Source organism: Bradyrhizobium sp. USDA 4541 (assembly GCF_024171085.1).
Classification (GTDB): Bacteria; Pseudomonadota; Alphaproteobacteria; order Rhizobiales; family Xanthobacteraceae; genus Bradyrhizobium; species Bradyrhizobium australafricanum.
In genome coordinates this window covers 8,600,873-8,623,667 of record NZ_JALJZF010000001.1, presented here as the reverse complement: position 1 = coordinate 8,623,667, position 22,795 = coordinate 8,600,873, and the positions used below count along the sequence as shown (strand labels likewise).

Genomic DNA, 22,795 nt, shown 5'->3' with positions numbered 1-22,795 from the left:
CTTAAACTAGGAGCTGCTCACGGCCACTAGCGACGCGCTCGGCAAACACAATGAGATTTCATCGAAGACGTCCTCGGCAGCGATCGCTACGTGACCGCCTGGAACCAATGTCAAGGGCTGCGGCTGGTCGAAGAACGCGAGCACCATCGGAAAGCGAAGCTGGAGGCGATGCGTGCCGCCTCTCCGTAGGAAGTGGCAATGGCCCCGCGATCCATTCCAGCCCAGCGAGTTGGCGAACAGGCCGAGGCCCACGGACACGAACCGCTGAAATCAACAAGTATGAGGTGATCTATCCAGGCGCCCTCCGTGCAAAATGGATCGAAATGAAGCTGGCGCTTTATCGTATCGAATTCGTGCAGGCGGACGGCCTGGTAGAACGCACCGGCCATCTCTTCAGACGTTCGCCGAGAACCCCCAGGGCCGGTCACCATCGTCCCGAGCTCGGAATCAGCACCGGAGCTTTGCTGCGGAACGTACGGCTCTTTTACAAGGCGGCCCCGAGCCGTGTTGAAATCGTCCGCGTTCTGCATGGTGCCTGAGATATCCGATCCGCTTCCTTGCCGTCGGGGAGGTTAGATGCGCAGACGATATTCGATCGCCACCTTTCCCTCCTGATCCTCGATATCGAAGATGTCATCGAGGAAAGTTTCCCAGTCTGATCTCGACAACTCGCCAGCCTTCCCGGCTCGTTGGCGAGCCTCTTCGATGAGAAAGTCCTTATCCTTGTCACCGCGGATCACGCGGCCGCCGGTCTTTTGCTCGAGACGCTTGTTCAATGAAGGGAAGGGCATATTCCACTTCTTTACGTCCCGCGCGAAGCGTTCGTCGACCGGCACAAAAGCGACCAATCCGGGATGATTCATCAGCTCCAATCCACGCTCGCGCAGCGTGGCATTATGGCTGCCGTGATGGCCGACCTTGTAAACGACTGTTCGAGCGAGAAGCCTTTCTGCGGTCACGCTTCCTGGGTCGCTGGGCTTGGCCTCTGCAGGCCACACGTAATCTGCCCACGACAGCCAACTACCGACTTGAGCATCACCAGGGAAAAGCAGCACCTTTCCACTCCGAAGCTCGAAAGCCAACGCTAGACTGGTGTTGTTGGTGTCCGAATCGAGTCTTAAGGCTAGCGTTTCGGCCGCGCCTAGCCAGTCAGTATCAATGCGTCGCCATTCCCCGTCCGGATCATTGTATTTCGCTCGAGAATTACGGATCCCCTCGGCGCGAACACCGCTCGCATCATTGGCTATAAGTTCGCGCGTCGCGAACGGCATGCCAAGTTTTGATTGAGCCATGTCGATGCCCGCGACCGGCGACAGGGCCGCCACCAAGAACATGTCCACCTCCGGACCGTCTCCAGCGAGCTCGTAAACTTCCGGCTTCCGTTTACTGGGACGACTCCGCTTCAGCATTTTTTCATCGCGTGGCGGACCGAGCACATAGACCGATAGCTCGTCGCTATTCATCGGGCGAATAATTTCTCCGCCGGGTGCAAGAAACTTCACGGTCTCGGCCTTGGCGCGCAATTGATCCAGGATCGACGTTGTACGTGCTGCCGCTGACAGCATGTCGCCTGGTTGTTCAGCTCCAACAAATGCCATCAGTCCCGTGAGGCCATCTAGCGGCATCGAAGCGGAAGGGGGCTCAAACTCCTCCTCCTCCGCAGCGTCTGGATCGAATTCAGGGGCAAGCAGCGCTGTGAGAGCGTTGAAGCTACGATCGATCACTCTCATAGCCTGCTCACGTCCCTCGCGAAGACGCCGAGCCTGTTCATCCCGACGATCCTCCGTCCAGGCAAGCCACAGCTGTCCGACCGAAATCGACGTAAACTCCTCGGCAGCCTGCTCGAAGCCAGATAAATGATCCCAATGTTCGTGAGTGACAATTAGAACGTCGATTCTATCGGTTTGCTTGCAGATGTCGCTCATGATGCGCTTTGCCCGGGAGGTGGCATTGGGCATTCCTTGCAAAATTCCGCAATCAATCAGGATATGGAACGCACCCTCCGATTGAGGAATCCGCAGCAGGAAACAATCCCCGAGGATGTCGCGATACATCCGGATTGCAATGCTCCCAGTCATCATTTTCTCGTTTTTATCAGGCATCGTGCTCACAGCATTCTGTGGAGAAACGCAAACGGCTCACGACGACCAGCGGCGTCGTAATAGGTGGCGCCAAGTGACTCGCTCTGTGCGCCAAACTGAAACGCACGTTGCGCATCAAGCCGGGAATCGCTGTTGATATCCTTGACAATGCAGCACCGGACTTCGCGTGTTCGAAAATCCACGATGAGTGTGGCACCACCGCGAAAGGTGAAGTCCGCTCTGACACCTGGAATGCGCCCCTGTTGCTCGACCTGTTGTTGGAGCTCGGCGGTGCGATAGCCTCTGCGTTCCTGAGTTATCTCGATGATAATCTGTGGCTCGAGCTGGCCATCGGGACCCACTCGATTCGCGACACGGACAGACTGGATCTCGAAACGCGGCCCTCTTAGTTCTCTTGAGCGCCGGATTGTATTCTTCGCATCCGACCGGAGCGATAGTCCCATGGCTCTGATCGCCTCATGCGACATTTCCGCATTCGAAACGAGCCACTTCGCCAGGTTTCGTTTCCTGACCTCCTCTGTCCGGAATATGTCGCGCCGCTTCCTGCGATACGAAAAGTCTTGCTTGGTCAGCCATCCTATGCTGATGGGCTGCGCAGGAGCCTCCCAAATGAGATTCTCAACCGACAAAGACCTTATGTCCTTTGGGTAGATGCCGCGGCGGCGAAACGCCTCGATGAAGGCGAGCCGATATCCGCGTACGTCGTCGGCAACCAGATCGGCGTCAGCCGTGATTATAGCTCGCAGGTAGTCGCCGAAGGTCACGTCCACGGGTGGAAGATAGTCCAGCGCGCGGATACACATTCGCAGAACATGTCCAGCGGACTTCGTGGCCTCGACCGTCAGCCGGCCGACCAAATCGGGATGCAGGTCAGAAGAAGGAAATTGATTTCCGCTGCCCGTTGTCAGTCTGAGTAGGTCAGCTACCCGAGACTTGTAGATCGATACGAAGGCGTCGAACACTGCGGCGACTAAAATAGCGCCGCGTTCGTGAGGCTCGGTCATGCGATCGAGCGCCGTAGGATCTGGTAGATTGGTGATCGGATCTACCTCATCGATTGCATCCCGGAGCGCGTGGTGTCGCCCGATCGCCTCTCCAAACTGACGCGCAAGGCCACTAAGAAGCGAGCGTTGTCCGAGGTCACCGCGCAAGTGCGAAATCTGATGCCGAACGGATTCGGGTAACGTGAAGTGCTGAAACAGCGCCACGATGTCGGCAAAAGCCTCATGGAAGGCCAGAGAATCGATGTTGCTCGCTTCGATGAAGCGCCGATGCATTCCATCGAGGATTGCGTGGGCAGTTTCGTGAGCGAGCACGTCGTGCGAGAGGCAGGTGAAGACGACGCCACCAGGAAGGTTGCGGCCGGCGTCACGGGTGGAAGCTCGAAAATAGCCGAACAGTAGGGCGACCTTTGAGGGGCTGTAGTACGCATTTGCCTCGCGCAGTGCGTGAGGGTAGATGCGAAGCTTCTCGACAAAACGTTCGCTGCCTTTTCCGATCGAGCGCCAAGGTCGAGGAGCCCAGAGCACTTTCCGTCCCAGTGCGCGTTCGAAATTGCGGATCGTCATCATTGCGACGGCGTAAGCCATCTGCTGATGGAATTTCGGGTTCCCCTCCGAAGGAGCAAGCCCGTCCTGAACCAGCAGTGCCACCTCATCAAGCCTCACTGCCGAGTAGAAGCCGCCGCTGGCCGGATCCACGTCGATGACTTCAATATACTCTCCGCTGGGTCCATCGGCCAACTCTTCCCAAGGGAGCTGCACCCGCGCTTCGTTGATCACGGCGGTCTGCATATCCAACGAAGCTGACGGATCAAACGCATAGATCCGTAGACGCCGAAAAGGAGGAGTATTTCCCGGTTGCCTGGTTCCAGCCTGCATGCAGAGGGACGCCTGTTGAATGCTGATACCCAGCCTAGCATTCACTGCGGCCGCGTATCCTAGGCTCTTCCCTAGCTTGCCTTCAGTTGTGGAAACGGTGTCTCCACAAGGAGAGTTCGGTGTTGCGTCCTCGCCGACGGCTATCTCGCCGTTGCGGAACAGCTGCCTGGGCCGAACTACGCGAGCACGGCGAAGGATAGGAGCGCGATGTCCGAAAGCGAGCAAGATCTGGAATTAAGGGCATTCAGAATCCACGCGCCGGCACAGAAGGCCCTGCAAGAAATCCTCAGCGCACTGCAATCGAGCGCAGACGTCTTCTACGCGGTTAGAAGTCGCGTTAAGCCCGTAAAGGCAATACTCGAGAAGACACAGCGTAAACGAAAAGAAGAGGGCAGAGGAGGCTATCGGCCCGAGGACATCACGGACATCGTAGGTGTTCGCGTGGTTACATTGTTTCGGGAGGACGTCATCGATGCCCTGAAGATATTCCTTAGCCTGATCAAGCATCAAGGCGCCCATTTTTCTAAGTCGCCGTTCACAAAGGATAGCCTCAAAGAGGGCCTGATCTACACCAATGCCACCATTGGCGATCCCGAGGCGATCACAAGCCGCCTGAGAAGTGTGTTCGATTCCTTCGGCTTTCCCATCAGGGACGCGAACATTCTGCAGGTCCAAACAGGATACTCATCGATCCATCTCGTTGCATTCTGCAGCGTGAAGCAAGACGACGAGGTTGTGCAGGTTCCAATCGAAATCCAGATCAGGACCGTGTTCGAAGACGCTTGGGGGGAAATCGATCATAAGCTGCGGTATTCGATCTACAGGAGCCGAGTCGAGCCGGAGCAACTCATTGATAGTTGGCGGCCTCACCTCAACGTGCTCAAGACGTTTACGGACGGCTGTAGTCAATACGCCGGAATAATAAAATCCCAAGCCATCGACGTCCACGCCAGACCAGGAGCGTATCTCATCGTTCCGGTCGATGATCCCGAGAATGCACTCAAAGGTGTCGGAAAGTCGTCTACCAAGCTTCAGGCTGCGTTCAGGGCGGCGTACGAGGCTCGTGCTGTCGCAATGAGCACTGCAGCTTCAGGGGCGGGTTCGGCAGCCGAGAAGATGTTCCGCGAGGCGGCAGAAGCGTTCTCTGCAGCTGGAGCCCTCATTCCGACCTCAGCGTTCGATTCTGATCGTGAGCGAGAGGTGGCGACCTTTCTGGTGACAATGGAGCGCGCGTTCTGTCTGCTATCCATTGGCAAGAAGGAGACCTTGGATGAAGCCATCAAATTATACAGCGAGGCGCAGGAGATATCGCCTGAAAGCGTCGTTGTACACTACCGTTACGCGCAGGCCTTGGTGAAGCTCAATGAACTGGATGCCGCGATCGCAAAGTATCAAAAGGCAGAATCGCTGCTTGCGGCTGATCGCTACGTGCCCCGCGATCATTGGTTACATACTGTCATTCCAAGAATGCTCGGCTTCGCGCTGTGGGCCAAGAGCCGTTCGCAGCCACTCGATGAAGAGGGGAGGGCTGAACGAATACGCCTTCTTGTGCAAGCATACGGCTATAGCAAGAAAGCCTGCCAGTTTGCGGCGCTTCACAATACGTCGACGATGATATCGCGGTTGCGTAACGCCAACAATGCGCTGCATTACGCGGCTGAGTATTTGGACTTGAATCCCAAAGGCGTTGAGATCAGCAAGGAAGAAGTGAGGGAGCACCTCACCTTCTTGGAGCAAAATCTCGATCTTCGGAAAAGTACCAGGCAGCAGCTCAACTTCATCGATACGTTGTGTCGAGCAAGCCTGCTCTTCGGCAAGGTAGAGCAGGCAATAGCGGCCGCCGAAACAATCGAGCGCCTACTTAGTGTGCCGCCCGCGAGCACGGCCTCTCCGTCCGCAATCGAAGATGACTCCGAACTAAGAGGTGTGGCGTCGAGCCCTGGCCCCACATTCTATGCCACGACCAGTCAGCTTAACGAAAAGGAAAGGGACATCCTCGAGCATGCATTGTGGGTCCTTCGCCGTCACGGCCCCGGTCCGGAGGGCGCACCAAAGCGGCGCAAGCTGGGCAAAAGGCGCTCAAAGTAGTTGACATGTACTCGTTGTGGTTGTCTAAAAGATGCAGAATTGGAGCCCAGCCATGATCTATCCTGAGGAAGGCGAGGGTGATTGAACCCAGCCGAAAAAGGCCGCCGGAGAGGCGGCCTTTTTGTTGTCGCCGGTCGATCAGAGCTTCTCGGTCATTTCTAGGCGTGGCCCAATCCTGGCCATCCGTTTCGCCGGCGGCGGAGTGCGGTTGGCTCATCCGACAAAGACGTATTCTGTAGCCCGTCGCAGGTGTCACGTCATCGTAATCCGCGTGAGGGCTGGTACGGCCGCGCGTCCTGTGCGTGACGAAACTTTAAATCTTTCACTCAATGGAACTGATTAACAGCGCGACAAGCGGAGCTCCTGACCGCAACCCCACGCCCGAGGAAGTTGCGCTAACCAGCATACATGACGCCCCCTGGCTGAACGATCGAATCTAGCTGGTCTTCGCTGGCGCAGTTTTTGGCCCATGATGAGACCGTACCTGGCGCAGGATTTCGCCGCCAAGAATTGGCCGTCGCCGGACCCAGCCGTGATGAGTTCGAGGTCCGTGGCGGCGAAGCATCGATGTTTCCGACGCTCCGCGACTGATGCGAGAGGCTATGTCGGAGCCATCCTTTAACCTGCACGTCTTCAAATACCACCCGTTCGGGCGCATCGAGCCCGGTAATACAATGCATCACGGAGCTTGGCTTCTTGTCGCCCTCCACGATGGGTCGAGGGAAGCGATCCTCGCTGGCCATGATGCCAAGTGCCATTCCAACGGATGCTGCGCAATAGGGATAAGTTTTGACCTGCTCAGAAAGCCGCGATCTTTCGCAATGAGCATTTCTGACAGCAACGCGGCGGCGCATGCCATCGTCAACGCAGAGATCGCATTCCGGTTGCTGCAACTCGATGTGCCCGAGGCGAGCGGACGCCGTTGCCACTTAGGCCGGCTGCGCAGGCGCGGAGCTTTACCTAGGTGATCCCCTAGTGCCTTCTCTTGCGCAGATGTCGCAAGTTGGGCTGCACCATCCGTCGCATGTCCGACAGCGAGCCGTCCCATGAAGCGTACTGACGGTCGAAACGTCTTCGTTATCGACCTGACAAAAGTTCTCCGGAAGATCGACCCTGCGCACTTGGCGTACAAGTTCGCTCGAGCACAAAGGGGTTAGATACGGGCGGGTCGTGTCCGAACCGAGACTCTAATCTGCGGCACAGCCCTACACAGCCGTGCCTGATCTCCACGGTAACCAGTCGTGGTTTATCCCTTAATCCGTCTGACTTAGGCGGTCCAAAAACAATTTCCAAACTGATTTGAGCAGCCCCGCATGCTTGGTCGGACTTCGACCAAAAGCGTGGGCACAACCTCTAAACACATCGCGGAACCGAAATGCCGATATCGCTGAGCGAAGCAAGGGCCCAGTTGCTCAAGGGCACACCTCTTTCCTGGACGAAGTTCGAAAACCACAAGGCGGGTTCGATAGCCCTTAACTCGCCCGGCGCAAGACGACTTTTCAAGTTTCTCGTCGAACAAAGCCCCTCAAAGGTCGCAGAGGCGAACGAGGTCCTCTTCCCGGGTCTCATTGCAGCATGGGAAGCCTCCGATGATCCGGCAGCATCGACCACAATCGAAACAGATGTCGCCGCCGGTGGTATCTGGAGGTTGGTACGGATCGAAGCCAGAAATTTCGCAGGTTTGACGTCTTGGGATGGCCCATCCTTCGACATGAGCATCGGCGGTGAAAATTGGTGTTTGGAGGGGCAAAACGGCAGTGGGAAAACGTCTCTCAGCAATGCCATCCTCTGGGCGATGACCGGAAAGCGGGTTCGTGAACAGGATGGACTTGTCGATGAACTAGGAGAGCGTTCAGCAGTAAACAGTCCTGCAGGAAAGGAGATCGGCTCGTGGCCTTCTATCGTCTCATATCCCAAAACCGTTGCGCAGCTAGCGCAGGAGGCTGTTGCTTGGGTGCGGCTCACTTTTGAGAACGAAAACGCCGAGAAAGCGCTGGCGGAACGAAAACTCACGTCCCCTAAAGAGGGCATGGCCTCAATTGAGGTATCTGTGGACGCAAGGTTGACGACAATTCCCCAGCTGATTGAGACCGGGCTCCTAATGCCCGCGCGAATCCCTCGGATAGGTTTCGGCGACAAGAGCCAATCGCTCTATGAGGCCGTGAAGCTTCTCACAGGGCTCGATCAGCTTGGAGATATCGCAGATGGCGTGGCAAAATTGGCAAATAAGGCTCAGCGCTTTTACAAATATGCAAAGGATCGAGGTATCGACGCGATCGCAGGCTCCTTCACAACGAACATTGAAAAGGCGGGGGTCTACGCCAACATCCTAGCGATTGACCTTTCCAGCCTGCGGATCCTCGGAGCGCAAGATCACCACAAGTTGCTCCTTGAGACTGCGAAGTCAGCTGCCGCTCAAGCAGCCGCACACATTGCGACGCTTAAGAGCGAGATCGCAGACGACATGGACACAAGCGTTGCTGCCATTCGCATGCGGATAAAGCAAGCCGTGGAGAACGCGCGCGCCATCACTCAGTCGGGCGTCAATGGAATTGTACAATTTGAAGCCTGGATATCTTTGAAGGAAGCCCTCGAAGATGAGGGTTTCAAGTCTATTCCTGCGGCTCTAGAAGACGCAAAGAAGAAACTCGAAGAAGCGGTGTATTGGCACGAACGACAGCGAGAAGACACGAGGTTGAGGCTTAAGGCGCTGGCAGCCCAATACTTCGTCGAGCCGGAAGGCGACGCGCTTGCGGTTTGCCCGCTTTGTGAAGGTCAGCTTACAAACGAGCAGCAAAGAAACCTTGCTGCTGAACTTGCACAGTTGCGGGAGCATGCGTCAGTCGCGGAGCGCAAGATCGATGATGCCTGCGGCGCTATCGATCGGGAGTTGAAGGCGCTGCTCACACCGGATATCCGAAAGCATTTCGACCTGCTTCGCATCATGGTGCCGAAAAGTGCATATGCTGATGCCGCGCGATCACGCTTCGGCAGGAACGACACGTTCAGCGATGTTCTCACCGGAATCACAAAGCTGACCGCCGAGATTATCGATGAACAGGTCGCTGCGCTCCCCGATTTCGTCCCGTCGGCCATGGAAGCGCTTTCACAGGATGCCCCCCGGTCGGTGCTCGCCGTTCGCCAAACGATCCATTCGCTCAAGGCCGTTTCTGACCTTGCCTTTTGGTGGGAGGGGAATGCGAGCGCTTTTCGAGCCGCATGGGCTCAACTTATCGGCAAGACAGCCGATAAGGATGATCCGCCGCCTTTGCGATCTATCATTGGCAAATTGCGCGTCCTTGAACAAGCAATCGAGAAGGCTGAACCTCTGGATCAGCTCGCTGGCTGCCTGCAAGCAGCCGCAGACGCCGTAGAAAAATGGGAAAATATCCAGAAACATCAGCGTGTTCGCGAGGCGGTTATTGAGGCGTTGGAACCGCTCAAGGACCTGAAGCATCTGGTCGGAGCGGAAACTGCAAGATCGATAGCGACACTTTCGGACCGCATCCGCACGATCCTCGGCAAAATTCGTCTTAACGAGCGTTTTTTGTTTAAGGACGCAGCGTTGGAGCGCAAAACGATCAAAGTAGAAGGCAGTTTCGAGCCCGGTCTACAGATCGATGCGTTACTCGTCGCCAACACGTCCTGGCTCCGCGCGATCCTTTGGGCATTTGTCTTTGCGCTGCGCGAAGAAACGATCGAGGCGGCGGGCTCAAATCCGCTGCCACTTGTCCTGCTGGATGACCCGCAAGTAACTTTTGACCCCCGTAACAAACGCAAATGGGCCCAAGAGATCGCGCGCCTCGCCAACGCAGGTTCGGCAGATCCTTTTGGAATGCAGCTGATCCTGACCGCGCATGAACGTCAGTTCGTTCAGTTTCTAGTTAACGAAAATCTGTTGAAGGGTCAGCAAGGTTTGGTTTCGCCTCTCAATAAGGCGTCGCCCGTTGCGACTATCGTCAATGGTACCAATGTCGATCAGCTCTACGACAAAGCGGCCGCCGACAATGATGATGGTGTCGCTCGTCAATTCATCGCGGCTGTAAGAGTCTATAGTGAGGATTTGCTGAAATGCATGATGCGAGCGGAAAGTGTCGAAATTGCGGGTATGAGCCTTGATGCCTTGAGGGGCGAATTGAAGCGCTTGCGCGAAGCACACGTGGCGCCATTCAACCGACAAGTTTTCAAGGAGCTCGTCGGCATGCTCACAGGCGGCGGCGGCAAGGAAATGAACATCATCAACGAAGCCCATCACAAGGATAACGAAACTCTGGGCCTCGCGCAGGCTGTTGATGTCAAAAGGTTCTGGGACAAGCAGCTTCGGCCCAAGTTGCATCAAGCATTTCATGTGTATGCCCAGTTTGAAGCCTTTGCCGGCGAGCCGCGAATGTTCGGATGGCGTGAGAACGTTGTTGTATTTCCAACCGGCCATAACGAAGCGCTCAAAGCCCTTACGTTGATGAAGACCGGCGTTGCGGCTGCTGCGAAGTCAAACGGCAAAGCGGGCGATGGAATTGTCACGCTCAAGGAGTGGAATGATGCCGAGCCTGTCAGACTCTTCAATCACGAGATCTATCAGTTGGCCGCCGCGACCCTCGATCCTGTCGCGGGAATTGGTGACTTCCTCATCGTTTCGAACTATGCGCCAATCACCAAACACAGCCTGGTCGTTGCAACCTTTGGCGAGCAGCTGCTAGCTCGCCGCCATAGCGAAACTGATCTTCACCCGACGATGACTATCTTGACGGGGCAAACGCTCGAGCCTCATCAGCTTCCCCAGCCCGTGATCGCGCCTAACGAAAAACTGCAGCAGAAAAAGGTCGTCGGAACCTTGTTTGTCTCGCACGTTGCGTCGCCGCCATCCCACATCGACAATTGTGAGATTGTGGCGGTGACCGATGTGGGGCTGGTCCAAAAAGCATTATCAAATGTGCGTCTCTTCCAAGTGCAGGGAAGAAGTGCTGAGCCAATCGCGCTGGACGGGCAGTACCTTGCGACCCATGCTACGACGTTTGGCTCCGAAACATTGAAGCGGATGGAAGGTCGGCTTGTGGTCGCCGTGGACGAGACCGGCGAACGCTATTTTAAGCGGTTGCGCCTTCACGGCAGTCTCATTGTATTGGAGAGCTTGAATCCGGATGGAACGACGGCTGCGCAACTGCTTAGTTTGGATGGCTCGCATGGCCTTCCAAAATTGACCAACCTGCTGGAAGTCGTCGGTGTGCTGTTTGAGCTTCCTGATCAAGCCAAGAAGGCCGGCTAGCAAACGTCCTTAAGAAGGACGAAACGGACTTCGTCGATAGCGGTGTGCGATGCGAGAAAGTACGGGGCACGCACGGTCGCAAGCGTGTTAGGACGCCGATTGCGCGAGTTCATCGCCCTCGGTCTCGTTGAGTCAGGGCCATTCCTTGAAGGGGACATGGTTGCCCATGTCTGTCCGGCGGGTCGATACGCAAGACGGCAGGGATTATCGATGACCGTACCAGCTCTTCGCCACAGAATAGCGGCGGCTATGTTCCTGCCAGTCCGAGGCCGTCGCGTTCCTAGCCCAATTGTAAGCAGCGTTTCGAACGGGAGAAATCTTGGCTGCAGCTGAGAAGGAGGTTTAGGCGGGAGAGAGAAGGGAGTGACTACCTTGCGGATCCCGTGCGGCGCTCTGAACGTCAAGTGGTCCCTCTCGGGGCCGAGTGGCCGTGATCGGCACCTAGGGAGGCGCCCAGTAGTCAGCCCGTCGGTCTGCTGATTTCCTTGCAGCTCTCGAGCGGTCTTTGGCCTTGGCCGCCTAGGATCTTGGGACCAATGATGAGCGATGCAAACGGTAAAATGCGTTTCCTGGTGAAGGCGCCAGGCTCACTGAGGGCAGCATCGATCGGTCTGGCCCAGGCGCCCGCGGTTAAGCTGACGGTAAAGCCGCTTTTTCAAAGTATCGGCAAAGGCGGCGGCCTGGGCGCCGCGGCGCCCGCCGAGTGGCACATGGTCGAGGCGGATGCTCCCCAATTGGACGTAGCCGCCGCCTGGCAGGCCTGCCATGAGTTGGTCGCCCAAGGGCAGGCGCTTGCGCCCGGCGGAATCCGATTTGCCGAGCCGGATCTGGAGCAGCAGTGGCCGATCGGCAAGGAGCCATTGGTCGAGGACAAGCTTGCGCTGCGCACCGGGGCACCGAACGACCAAGATCCGCACTACCCCCGTGAGGCCGACAATTATTGGTTCGCGGATAATGATCACGGTCAGTTTTCCGCATTGGTACAGTCCGATCCAGGCAAAGGCCATAGGATCCGAATTGCTCATCTCGATACCGGCTTCGATCCGGATCACGTGACTTGCCCAAAGTTCATCGACGGCCAGAAAAATTTCGTCGATCCTGACTTTCCAGACGATGCAAGAGACCGCTCATCGGGTCTGTTCAACAATTTCAGCCACGGCACCGGCACGCTTAGTATTCTTGCGGGAGGAGGCGGCTCAGGCGTGAAACCGTTCGGCTGCGCGCCGGATGCTGAGATCGTTCCCATTCGAGTGGCGAACCGCGTGATTCTTTTTCGCAATAGCGCGATTGCGCAGGCGTTCGACCATGTCCACGGCCTGTGCAGGACGCCATCGACCTTCGTCCATGTCGTCACCATGAGCATGGGAGGCGTGCCCTCGCAAGCCTGGGCGGAAGCTGTGAATGCGCTCTATGACGCTGGCGTTTTCGTGGTAACGGCCGCCGGCAACAACTATGGCAACTTCCCGACCCATCTCATCGTCTATCCGGCCCGGTTCAACCGGGTGGTTGCCGCTTGCGGCGTCATGGCGGATGGGGCGCCCTACGCCGACCTCGCGCCGGCGTTGATGGCGGGCGATTACGGCCCGGACAGCAAGATGCTGGGGGCCTTGGCCGCCTACACACCTAATGTGCCCTGGGCCAGATTCGGAGAAGCGGCTGTCGTCGACTTCGATGGAGCCGGCACCTCCGCGGCAACGCCTCAGATCGCAGCTGCCGCAGCGACTTGGATCCAGGCAAATCGCCCACTCTACGATGGAGTGGCAGAGCCCTGGCAAAGGGTCGAATTGATCCGAAATGCGCTGTTCGAATCCGCAGCTCACGACCAGACCCGCGCGAAGTATCTCGGGGCGGGAAGATTACGCGCCAAAGACGCATCTACCTGGATACCGCGCGGCGGCTTGGAGAAGCAGCCCGAAGACGATGCCAGCTTTTCCATGGCCCACCTTGTGTTCGGACTGGCGGCCGCGGGACCGCTAAAACAGCCGATGTTGGACCTTGAATTGTGCCAGGTGCTGCAGAAGACCGGGCTCGATTCCAAGTTGACCGGGCGGCCCGCACGCGGCGCGCTCGAGGCCGTGGTCGCTGAGGTCCTGGCGAGCCCACTTGCTTCGCATACCCTAAAGAAGGCACTCATGAAGGCGCCCGTGGTGGCGACGAGCGCAAGGGCGCCGGCGAGCGCGCAATCCGCCGCGATCACGCCAATGGATCACCTCAACCTTGAGCAAGCGCTCGAACCTCCGCTGCCGGTGCCTCCGGTCCGGAAGCTCCGCGTCTTCGCCTACGACCCGACCCTGCAGACCGATCCTCAGATGTTCGGCATCAATGAGGCGACGGTGTCGGTTCCTTGGGAAGCCGAGCTTACCGAAGGTCCGACGGGCGAATATCTCGAAGTGGTGGACGTCGATCCGGCAAGCAAATGTTGCTACGCCCCGGTCGATCTCAATCATCCCCATCTTCTCGGGACGAACGGGCACGCCCCATCCGAGGCGAACCCCCAGTTCCACCAACAGATGGCTTATGCGGTTGCGATGCGGACCATTACGCGGTTCGAGCGGGCTCTCGGACGCCGGGCGCTTTGGGCGCCGCGGATGGTGCGAGGGCCGGACGGAAATGTCGTCGACCGTAAATTTGTACAGCGCCTACGCGTCTATCCGCACGCGTTGAGGGAGAACAACGCCTACTACAGCAGCGCCCGAATGGCGCTTCTGTTCGGTTATTTCACCGCGGAAGAGGGCGATATCGGCACATCCCTGCCGGGATCACAGGTCTTCTGCTCAGTCTCGCATGACATCATCGCGCACGAGACGACCCACGCGCTGCTCGACGGTCTGCACCCGAGATACCAGGAAGCGACCAATCCGGACATGCTCGCGTTCCATGAGGCATTTGCAGATATCGTGGCGCTGTTCCAGCACTTCACGATCCCGGAAGCGCTCCTTCAACAGATCAAGCGGGCGCGCGGCGACCTCAGCCAGGAAAGTCTGTTGGGACAACTCGCCGTGCAGTTCGGACAGGCCAGCGGGATGCACGGGCCACTGCGAAGCGCAATCGGCAGGACTGACGAGAAGGGCGAGTGGCAAGCAGTCAAGCCCAGCAGAACCGACTATGAGACGCAGAAGGCAACCGGGGATCCGCACCTCTTGGGATCAGTGCTGGTTTCCGCAGTATTTGCAGCGTTCGAGACGATCTATCGGGGACGCAGCGCGGACCTTGTCAGGCTGGCGACCAATGGTACCGGCATATTGCCGCAAGGCGAGATCTCGCACGATTTGGCATTGAGGCTGGCCGCAGAGGCGTCAACAATCGCCGACCAGGTTCTCAATATTTGCATCCGCGCACTGGACTATTGTCCGCCGACGGATCTGACCTTTGGCGAATACCTGCGAGCATTGATCACCGGCGATCGTGATCTGGTGCGTGAAGATACCCGCGGTTACCGCGTTGCCTTCATCTCCGCCTTTCGGGATCGCGGCATCTATCCGAAGGACGTTGCCCATCTCGCTGAGGATAGCCTGGTCTGGAGGAGGCCGCCGGCCATCGATCATCAGATGGCGCGTGATTTTGCGGCTCTCGTCAAGTCCCTGGACCTCGACTGGAATCTGAATTCGCTCCGTCGTAACGCATACGACACCTCCGAGAGGAACCGTCTCAAGGTCTGGAAATGGATATCCGATCCCAAGCGCGCGGCGCTGCTGTCTTCGCTTGGCTTCGAGAACGCAGCCCAGAACGTCAGGATCGGTGAGATGGTCGGCGAGATGCGCCCGGTGGAGGTCCATTCGGTTCGGCCGTCACGAAAGACGGCACCCGACGGCACCAGTCACGGTTGGTTGGTGATGGGGATCACGCAGACCTTCAGAGCCCATCCCGACGCCGAGCGCTACCGCGGCGGGTGTACGGTGATGGTCGATCTCAACGACAATATGCCGGTCTACTTTATCAGGAAGTGCCTGCGCGGGTCGACCGGAGCGGTGGCGCAGCGACAAGCCAGATTAGCTGCCAAAGAGCGCGCTGCGGAACTGGGCATCGCCTATGTTTCGCCAGGCGATCCTCATCACGATCGCGAGCAGTTTGCTCTCCTGCACCGTGGCTGGGGGACTTGAAATGGCCAAGAGGACCGCAAAGAAGGCCGCTAAGCGCGCCAAGCGATCAAGTCATGGAAAGTCCGCGCCGGCGACCAAGACCAGGGCGAGCAAGAAGGCCAGCGCGGCAAAGGAGCCACCTGCTGCGAAGAAGACGAAGCCATCCGGAGGGACGCGACGCAAGCCGACCACCGAAAAGACAGACGATCCGAGGGCTCTGATCCGTATCTACAGACACGGTCTCGGGGACTGCATCCTCGTTCGCATTCCGCGCAAGAACGGGCCGATGTTCAAGCTGCTCATCGATTGCGGAGTGGCGGTTGCCCAGAAAAAGGGCGCAGAAAAAATGCAAGCCGTGATGAGGGATATTCTGGACGTAACAAAAGGATCTGTGGACGTGCTCGCTGTAACTCACGAGCATTGGGACCACGTCTCCGGCTTCCAACAGGCGGAGGAACTGTTCGAGGAACTCGCCGTCGGTCAGGTTTGGGTTGCTTGGACCGAAGATCCCCGCGATGAGCTCGCAAAAAAGCTGCGCAAGGAACGCGGCCAGTCACTGGAATTGATATCCGCGAGTGTTGATGCCTTGAGAGCAGCAGGAAACGAGACTGGCGCGGATTCTGTTCTCGCCTTGACGGGGATGTTCGGCGCGGCAGGAGAGAAGACGAAGGCTGCATTCGACCTTGCGAAGGCAAAGTCGGGAGGCGGCGGTCCCATCTATCTGCATCCGGCCGATCCGCCCATCGTACCTGAAGGATGCAACTTCCAGATCTTCGTCCTTGGGCCCCCTCACGATGAAAAGGCCATCAAGCACTTTAACCCTTCAAAGAAGAATCCAGAAACCTATGAGCTGGCGCTCGACGGCAGTGGCGTGCTGCCACTCGGTGTCATCAGCGCTCTCTCCGGGGACGGCGACGTCGTCCCCTTTCCACCATCCTCCCGGATTCCGCTTTCCACCTCGCAGGCACATCAGTTCTTCCGAAAGGCCTATTGGACAGGAGCCGATTGGCGGCGGATCGACGCCGATTGGCTTGGCAATACGGACGAGTTCGCCCTGATGCTCCAATCAGCGACGAATAATACCAGTCTCGTTCTGGCCATCGAACTCGAGGGCGGCGACGTACTGCTCTTCGCCGCGGATGCTCAGGTCGGGAACTGGCTTTCGTGGGAGGCGCTGGAGTGGGGCGCCGGCGCGGACCGGAGAACCGGACCGGGATTGCTCGAGCACACGATCTTCTACAAGGTCGGTCATCACGGCAGCTACAACGCGACCATGAAGGAAAAAGGGCTCGACCTGATGACCGCGTTGAAAACGGCGATCATCCCGGTCGACGAGGTTGTTGCCAAGAAGATGCGCTGGGGAGCCATGCCGCTGGCCTCATTGGTTGCCGCACTATCTGACAGGACCCAAGCGCGAACGCTTAGGACAGATAAGGCCCCTGAAGGAACGATAGCAGGCGTCGAGATTGAAGACCTGTACTTCGAGCTAACAGTATAGACCTTCGGAATTCGAAAACATCGCGCTGAGTAGGTGGTTTCCGAGGCTGCGAGAGAGGCGACGATATCGATGGGAGTGGTGACAGCCGGCAGGCAAAGACGATCTGTGTGGCAAGACCTAATCGATGCTATTATGCGCAAAAAGGCTGAGGTCATCGAGCGGATTCAATTCATCGGTGGCTTCGACGTCGCTGGCGATCAGGTGTGCGCGCTGACGCGTAGACTGTCTTCGTGCTCCGTCCTGAGAGCCTGACTGAAAAATGGGTGAGTGATCTCAGTGGGGTGTGATTCCATCGGATTTGCAAAGATTCGAGGGAGAGCACGATGCCCTGGACCAGGATCACTCGGGAGCAATATCGGCGGGACGATCTGCGTTATGCAAGCGATATGACCGATGCGGAGTGGGCGGTGATCAGACGCCTGTTGCCGCGAGCGAACCGGCGCGGCCGGCCGCGTAAGACGGAGCTGCGTCGTGTGATCGAAGCGATCCTCTATATCGTTTCGACCGGCTGCCAGTGGCGGGCGTTGCCGCAGGAGTTCCCGCCCTATTCGACGGTGCAGGGCTATTTTTATAGATGGCGGGATACAGGCCGGTGGCAGAGGATTGTCAGCGTGCTTGTCCGACGGGCGCGAAAAAAGCTTGGACGGACACCGAAGCCGACGGCAGCCGTGATCGACAGTCAAAGTGCGCCAACCACCCAAGCTGGTGGACCGCGCGGCTACGATGCAGGCAAGCGCATCTACGGCCGCAAGCGGCACATTGTGACGGATACCAATGGCCTCCTCCTTGGGGTTCATGTTCATCCCGCCAACGTTCAGGACTGCCATGGCGCCGTACCGCTGCTGAAGAACGTGCGGATGAACTTCCCCCGGCTGCGCCACGTCTTTGCCGACCGGATCTACCGCGGAAATCAACTCCTCGACGCGCTCTCAGACTGCGGTCCATGGACTGTCGAGATCGTCGAGCGGCCTCAAGGCGTCAAAGGCTTCCAGCTTCTGCCGAGGCGGTGGGTGGTTGAACGCACATTCGCTTGGTTCGGCAGATGCCGCCGCCTCGCCAAGGACTTCGAGGCGACGGTGGCAACCGAAGCTGCCTGGCTGCTGATTGCACACATCAGGCTCCTGACCCGCAGACTCGCGGCTGCAGCTAAGGTTGGGTGATTTATGAGTCAGACTCTGAGGAGGTTTTCGAGTTCGGCCTCGACGCCTTCGCGACCGAGGTTCCGGCTGGGGCCTTCGCGTTCACGGGAGGGCTCCAGATAGTCGAGAAGCTTCCGCGACGCGCTCGCTGACCTTGGCAAGGGCGATCACAAAGGGATCGGCCTGAAACTTCTGTTGCCGGCCGAGACTAGCGCGGTGTAGGTGTTGACGATGTGGTCAACTTGCTGCTGTACCGCGTCATACGGTGCAATAAACATGGCATCGCGCGGCTTGAGCCACATGTGCAGCTCCTCCGAGCGCTGCTTGTTGCATTCCCGTAGGACCAGCGTCGAAGAACCAGCCTGCCATCGGTGACGAGCTGGTCAAGTTGGTCCCACAGTTTCGGGAAACGGTTCGGCTTGTAGCGCTCGTACCAGGCGGCGATCAGCGCGCTCGTATCGATGCAATAGGTCTTTTGGGCCATGCCGGCTTAGCCCGCCATGCCAAAGGCCGCCTTTTCCATCACAGGAACAGTCGTAACCTTCATGTTCAAAAGACCTGCGACGTCGCGCAGCGTGAAATAGCGATCGTGATAGCCCTGGAAAATAAGCTGAGTGAACGTACGGCCGAGCTGGCTGAGCACCACGTAATGATACTTGGGGCCGCCCTCGGATGGTTCTTTTTGCTCATCGAGCTGGGCATAGCGTTTTTGGAAGTCGACGCGCTTGCTGTCATAAAAGGCTTGCGTGGTACGGCCGAGGGTCAGCAGGCGACGGAGCACTACTTCTTGACTAACGCCGAACCGCAGCGCCAGCGCCTCCAGCTCATCATCGCGCCAGCTCTTCTGGGTCCCCTTCTGGACAAGAAGGGTCTCGCGAAGCAACCAGTCGCTCGGCATCAATGCCGCGGCCGCGACGGCATTGCAGAACTTCTCGACGTCGGGATGAGGGGCATGCTGATCGCACCCCCACTCACTTCTCACCGAATTTGAACGCCTTCCCGATAAGTATGGCCGGCCGAAATTTTCCGGCAACCGATCTAGATAGGCGAGCGTCCAGCCGACTGTCGAAGTTGCCCTTCAATACGGTTGAGTCGAAAAGAGCCGCGCTGCCACGAGCTCTCGTCTCACGCGTCGATCCTAGGGACTCTCCGAGTGGGCGAGGCGGCCTCGATGTTGTCGAATATCGAGACCTGAGCAGGGAGGGATCGGCATGGGCAGGGCCGCTACGAGGATTAGAAGTGCTTCAATCGCCACCAGGATGTTCGCCGGCGCGTCACCGAGTCCGGATACCAAAGTCCCGATACCGCCTCGGAACACGTTCAATCAAGGGCTGACATCGGCTGACGAAAGGACGATGATCCGCCTACTGGGCGCGCCAGGAGCCAAAACTTCGGAATGCAGTCCGGTCACAGGTTCGTTCAAGGCAAAGATTCTTTCTAGCGTCGATGTCGGCCCCTTCAAGGTAAGCGGTCTCAACTACGCCGTGAATTCGTTGAAGACCGTGTTCGAAGAAGCAGAGCAACAGATTCCAGATGTCGTCGCGGCGGTGAATTCCGCCGGATTGCTGTGCGTGCGCTCGAAGCGGCACAACCCGAATTCGTTCTCGAACCATAGTTGGGGCACGGCGATCGACCTTTATTTCGGTCGCGGCGTCGTCGGCCAGGGGGACAATCACTGCCACCAGGGTTGTCTTCAACTGGCGCCGTTCTTCAATCGTCATGGCTGGTACTGGGGCGCCGGATTCAGTGGGCGCTCCGTCGACAGCATGCATTTTGAACTCGCCAAGGAGACTATCGAAGCCGAGTTTGGCGTCGGGCGGGCATAGCGGAAAGCCGGCTCATGGCTAACTGGAGCCGCTTCCTCCACTGCTCGCCCCGCCGCCACATTGATCGCGGAGCATGGGCTGAATCTTGGTTGGTCGTAGCGCGATCAGAACGGCTGCGCTTAAACGGATACCCTCGCTGTTCGCTTGCGCCTCCATTTATCGCTCTTGGCTATTGATCTGCGTTGTCTTCGGCCGCCGAATGATATCGAGCGCCTCGGTCTCATGGGTGTCGCGGCCTGGATAACTTCACCCCAAGATAGCGACGTTGAAGGTACCGCCCAGTGAAGGGGACGGCTGTGCAGGCCCTTGGAACGCGAGCATGCGGGCGGTGCAGGCTTTCCACGCTCGCCGGTCACGCCGCCTTGCACGCCTCCGCCGCGCGCTCGGCCTTGGGCCAAACGGCGCCCCCCGTAGATGCCTTCTCGGGGCCTGCCATCCCGCCATAGAGAGGGCACGTGCCGCTTGGCATTCGTCAGCCCTCCGCGTGCATCGGGCTACCTGAGCTAAATGAGCGTTCTATATGGTTTCCTAAGCTTCAGGTTTTAAACCGATATTGGAGTTTGCCGCCTCATCGGATACGCCGGGCGAAGAGCCGTTGGGGGCATGTCACAACCCGTGGAACACGCGACGATTCAATCCCGGCTCATCGTACGGACCGGCTTCCGCGCTGGCCGCCCGCCTGACCTTCGGCTCTCTTGGATCCTGCACGGGAGGATCGATCCGCATTCCCGCTGCCGCATGCGGTGTGGTGGGGCTGAAGCCGACCTGTGGCCGGGTCAGCCGGCATGGCGCACTCACTCGCTCCTGGTCTCTCGATACGATCGGGCCGATGGCGCGCACGGCACGTGACGTGGCCAGAATGCTCGGCTGCATCAGTGGCTTCGATGCGCGTGATCCGACCTCCAGCGACGAGTCGGTTCCAGATTATGAGGCTGGCCTTTCCATAAGACTCGCCGGGATCCGTGTTGCCGTCCAGCGGCGGTTCTGGTCCACGGTGGATGACCATGTGGCCGATGCATTGGCCAGCTTCCAGGAAGTTTTGGCGCGCGAAGGCGCGACCATCGAGCCAAAAGATCTTCCTGACGGGCACCTGCTTTGGGACCTCGCCTCGGTGCTCAGCGATTGCGAAACCGCGACCGTGTTCGGCCACCATCTGCGTCAGCACGGCGCCGACATCACGCAGCCCAATCGCGATCAGCTGCAGCGGGGCAATTTCATCCCGGCGACGCGTTATCTCGAGGCGCTGGCGTTGCGGGGCCGCTACCTGCGTGAATTCTGTGAGCAGGTATTCGCAGACACGGATGTCCTTGTAACGCCGGCCTTGCCAGTTTCGCCGCCGACGATCGAGGAGATGCGCGACCGACGCTTCGCCGAAGATTTCAACCGCAGCCGCGTCGTCAACATTTACACGAGACCGTTCAACTATCTGGGACTGCCCGCACTGACAGTGCCTTGCGGTTTCACCCCGGACGGCATGCCGGTCGCCTGCCAGCTCGTCGGCCGGCCATTCGACGAAGTCACGCTCCTGGCCGTCGCCCACGCCTATCAAGGCGTCACCGACTGGCATCTCCGACTGCCACCAATTCACTAACACGCTTCAAACAGAGAAACGATCATGAGACGACCGGAAACCGGACTGCTGTTCGCAGGCGAAGAGCGTGTGGAGTTCGCTGAAATAGCTGGCCTGAGGTACTTCAGAGACGGAAGCCGCGACCGTCCGCTTGTGATATTTTTGCCCGGCGGGGTGCATCTGGCTCGCATTTGTTACGGCGATCCATGTTCCGATCGGACCGATTTCTTGGACCACTGGCTGGAGCAAGACGGTCTAGGGCTCCTTGCCCTGTCGTATCCGACCGATCACCCCTCCATCGGCTCGATCGTCCCTGACCTGACCATCGCGGGTTGGGCGAACTGGATCGCTTCCGTGACCTCCGAGGTCCTGCGCAAAACGCCGGACCGTCCTGTCGTGGTCGCGATGTGGAGCATGGCCGGTCGTTCGGTCGCCGCCGTCAACACAGCACTAAAGGCCCGCGGTGTCGATGCCGCCTGCTTTCTGTCGCTGGCCGCTTCGCCGCCTATCGCCGGGCTCAATTTCGTACAACGGGGTGGCGATCCGCTGACGCCAGACGGGTTATGGACAGGAGGCGTGTATATCGATGGCTTCCTGCCAAGCCTCTCGTATCAAAACCAGATCAATGGTCACCGGATTCTCGATGAACAATCGTATCTTGAAAATTATCTCTGCAACACGCCCGTCATGCTCCGCGGTACTCCCCAACGTTTCTCGGGTGGGAGTCCGTTTTGGAATTTCGAGCACGCTCATGACGATATGAAGGCCTCTTCCTTTTCCGAATTTCCATTGACCGCGACGATCAGCCCCACGGATAGGTCCGACGACGGGCACGCGCTGGGTGACCGGATCAACTGGAATTTCTTCAATATACAGAAGATACGCGCGCAAGCCCACGCGCTCGATTTTGATGCCGCACGGTGGAGGGAACTACGTGCCTTGACCCAGACGCTTCCCTCGCGTTTATCCAGAGACGTCGTTGGCGGACATTTCTTCTTCGTAGGCGCGCGCGGGGCTGAGCAAACAGCTCGTCATATCACGGATTTGTGTTCCGAGGTGCGCAAGCTTCGCGCCGAAATCAATGCGCTGCTGGAATAGGAAGCCTCGAGAGGGCTGCGGCGAGCGTTCCTGGGGTATCGCCTCGAGGCCGGACGTTTTCGAGGCTGCGGATCCGGAATGTCGTGAGACAAACATCGGTGATACGCAGCCGCCGGCGATAGCGCACCGGATGTCCTGGCAAGCGGTGACTGTGGATTGGCGCAGCTTTTGAGCCTCATCTCGGCGTCCAAGGTCGACCTATCCTATCTATTGTAAGTGCCGCCCTAATTCCAGGGTGAAGCGCTGTACTGG

The 22,795-nt window shown here is 58.3% G+C and carries 11 protein-coding genes and 1 pseudogene; 8 read left to right on the top strand and 4 right to left on the bottom strand.

Annotated features, from left to right (window positions below; translation table 11 throughout):
• Positions 1-572 precede the first annotated feature (572 nt).
• Positions 573-2,102: an MBL fold metallo-hydrolase gene (locus J2R80_RS40880; RefSeq protein ID WP_253640706.1), complete on the bottom strand. Its 1,530-nt coding sequence runs from the start codon at positions 2,100-2,102 to the stop codon at positions 573-575.
• Between the two features lie 5 nt (positions 2,103-2,107).
• The gene (locus J2R80_RS40875) at positions 2,108-3,883 is read right to left on the bottom strand and encodes a hypothetical protein (RefSeq protein WP_253640705.1); all 1,776 of its coding nucleotides are present in this window, start codon (positions 3,881-3,883) and stop codon (positions 2,108-2,110) included.
• A gap of 306 nt (positions 3,884-4,189) precedes the next feature.
• Here J2R80_RS40875 and J2R80_RS40870 point away from each other — a divergent pair, with 306 nt between their 5' ends.
• The 5 genes from J2R80_RS40870 (at position 4,190) to J2R80_RS40850 (ending at position 18,070) form a co-directional block, all read left to right on the top strand.
• Positions 4,190-6,070 (top strand): tetratricopeptide repeat protein, encoded by a 1,881-nt coding sequence (locus tag J2R80_RS40870; RefSeq protein WP_253640704.1) that lies wholly within the window; start codon positions 4,190-4,192, stop codon positions 6,068-6,070.
• Between the two features lie 1,375 nt (positions 6,071-7,445).
• Entirely contained in the window at positions 7,446-11,333 is a 3,888-nt protein-coding gene (locus J2R80_RS40865) for an AAA family ATPase (protein ID WP_253640703.1), read from the top strand.
• Positions 11,334-11,869: 536 nt separating this feature from the next.
• A complete protein-coding gene (locus J2R80_RS40860; protein WP_253640702.1) occupies positions 11,870-15,433 on the top strand; it encodes a S8 family serine peptidase in 3,564 nt (1,187 codons plus the stop codon).
• Between the two features lies 1 nt (position 15,434).
• On the top strand, positions 15,435-16,910 hold the full coding sequence (locus tag J2R80_RS40855; RefSeq protein ID WP_253640701.1) for an MBL fold metallo-hydrolase: 1,476 nt from the start codon (positions 15,435-15,437) through the stop codon (positions 16,908-16,910).
• A gap of 323 nt (positions 16,911-17,233) precedes the next feature.
• On the top strand, positions 17,234-18,070 hold the full coding sequence (locus J2R80_RS40850) for an IS5 family transposase (protein ID WP_253640700.1): 837 nt from the start codon (positions 17,234-17,236) through the stop codon (positions 18,068-18,070).
• A 146-nt stretch (positions 18,071-18,216) separates the two neighbouring features.
• On the opposite strand, the pseudogene J2R80_RS43895 reads toward J2R80_RS40850, so the two are convergent.
• Positions 18,217-18,533, bottom strand: a pseudogene (locus J2R80_RS43895) (DUF4411 family protein).
• Positions 18,534-18,539: 6 nt separating this feature from the next.
• Positions 18,540-18,947 (bottom strand): ImmA/IrrE family metallo-endopeptidase, encoded by a 408-nt coding sequence (locus J2R80_RS40840; protein WP_253640699.1) that lies wholly within the window; start codon positions 18,945-18,947, stop codon positions 18,540-18,542.
• Between the two features lie 457 nt (positions 18,948-19,404).
• On the opposite strand from J2R80_RS40840, the gene J2R80_RS40835 reads away from it, so the two are divergent.
• The 3 genes from J2R80_RS40835 (at position 19,405) to J2R80_RS40825 (ending at position 22,543) form a co-directional block, all read left to right on the top strand.
• A complete protein-coding gene (locus J2R80_RS40835; RefSeq protein ID WP_253640698.1) occupies positions 19,405-19,875 on the top strand; it encodes a M15 family metallopeptidase in 471 nt (156 codons plus the stop codon).
• A gap of 553 nt (positions 19,876-20,428) precedes the next feature.
• The gene (locus J2R80_RS40830) at positions 20,429-21,466 is read left to right on the top strand and encodes an amidase (protein ID WP_253640697.1); all 1,038 of its coding nucleotides are present in this window, start codon (positions 20,429-20,431) and stop codon (positions 21,464-21,466) included.
• Between the two features lie 24 nt (positions 21,467-21,490).
• Positions 21,491-22,543: a hypothetical protein gene (locus tag J2R80_RS40825; protein WP_253640696.1), complete on the top strand. Its 1,053-nt coding sequence runs from the start codon at positions 21,491-21,493 to the stop codon at positions 22,541-22,543.
• The last annotated feature ends 252 nt before the right edge of the window (positions 22,544-22,795 follow it).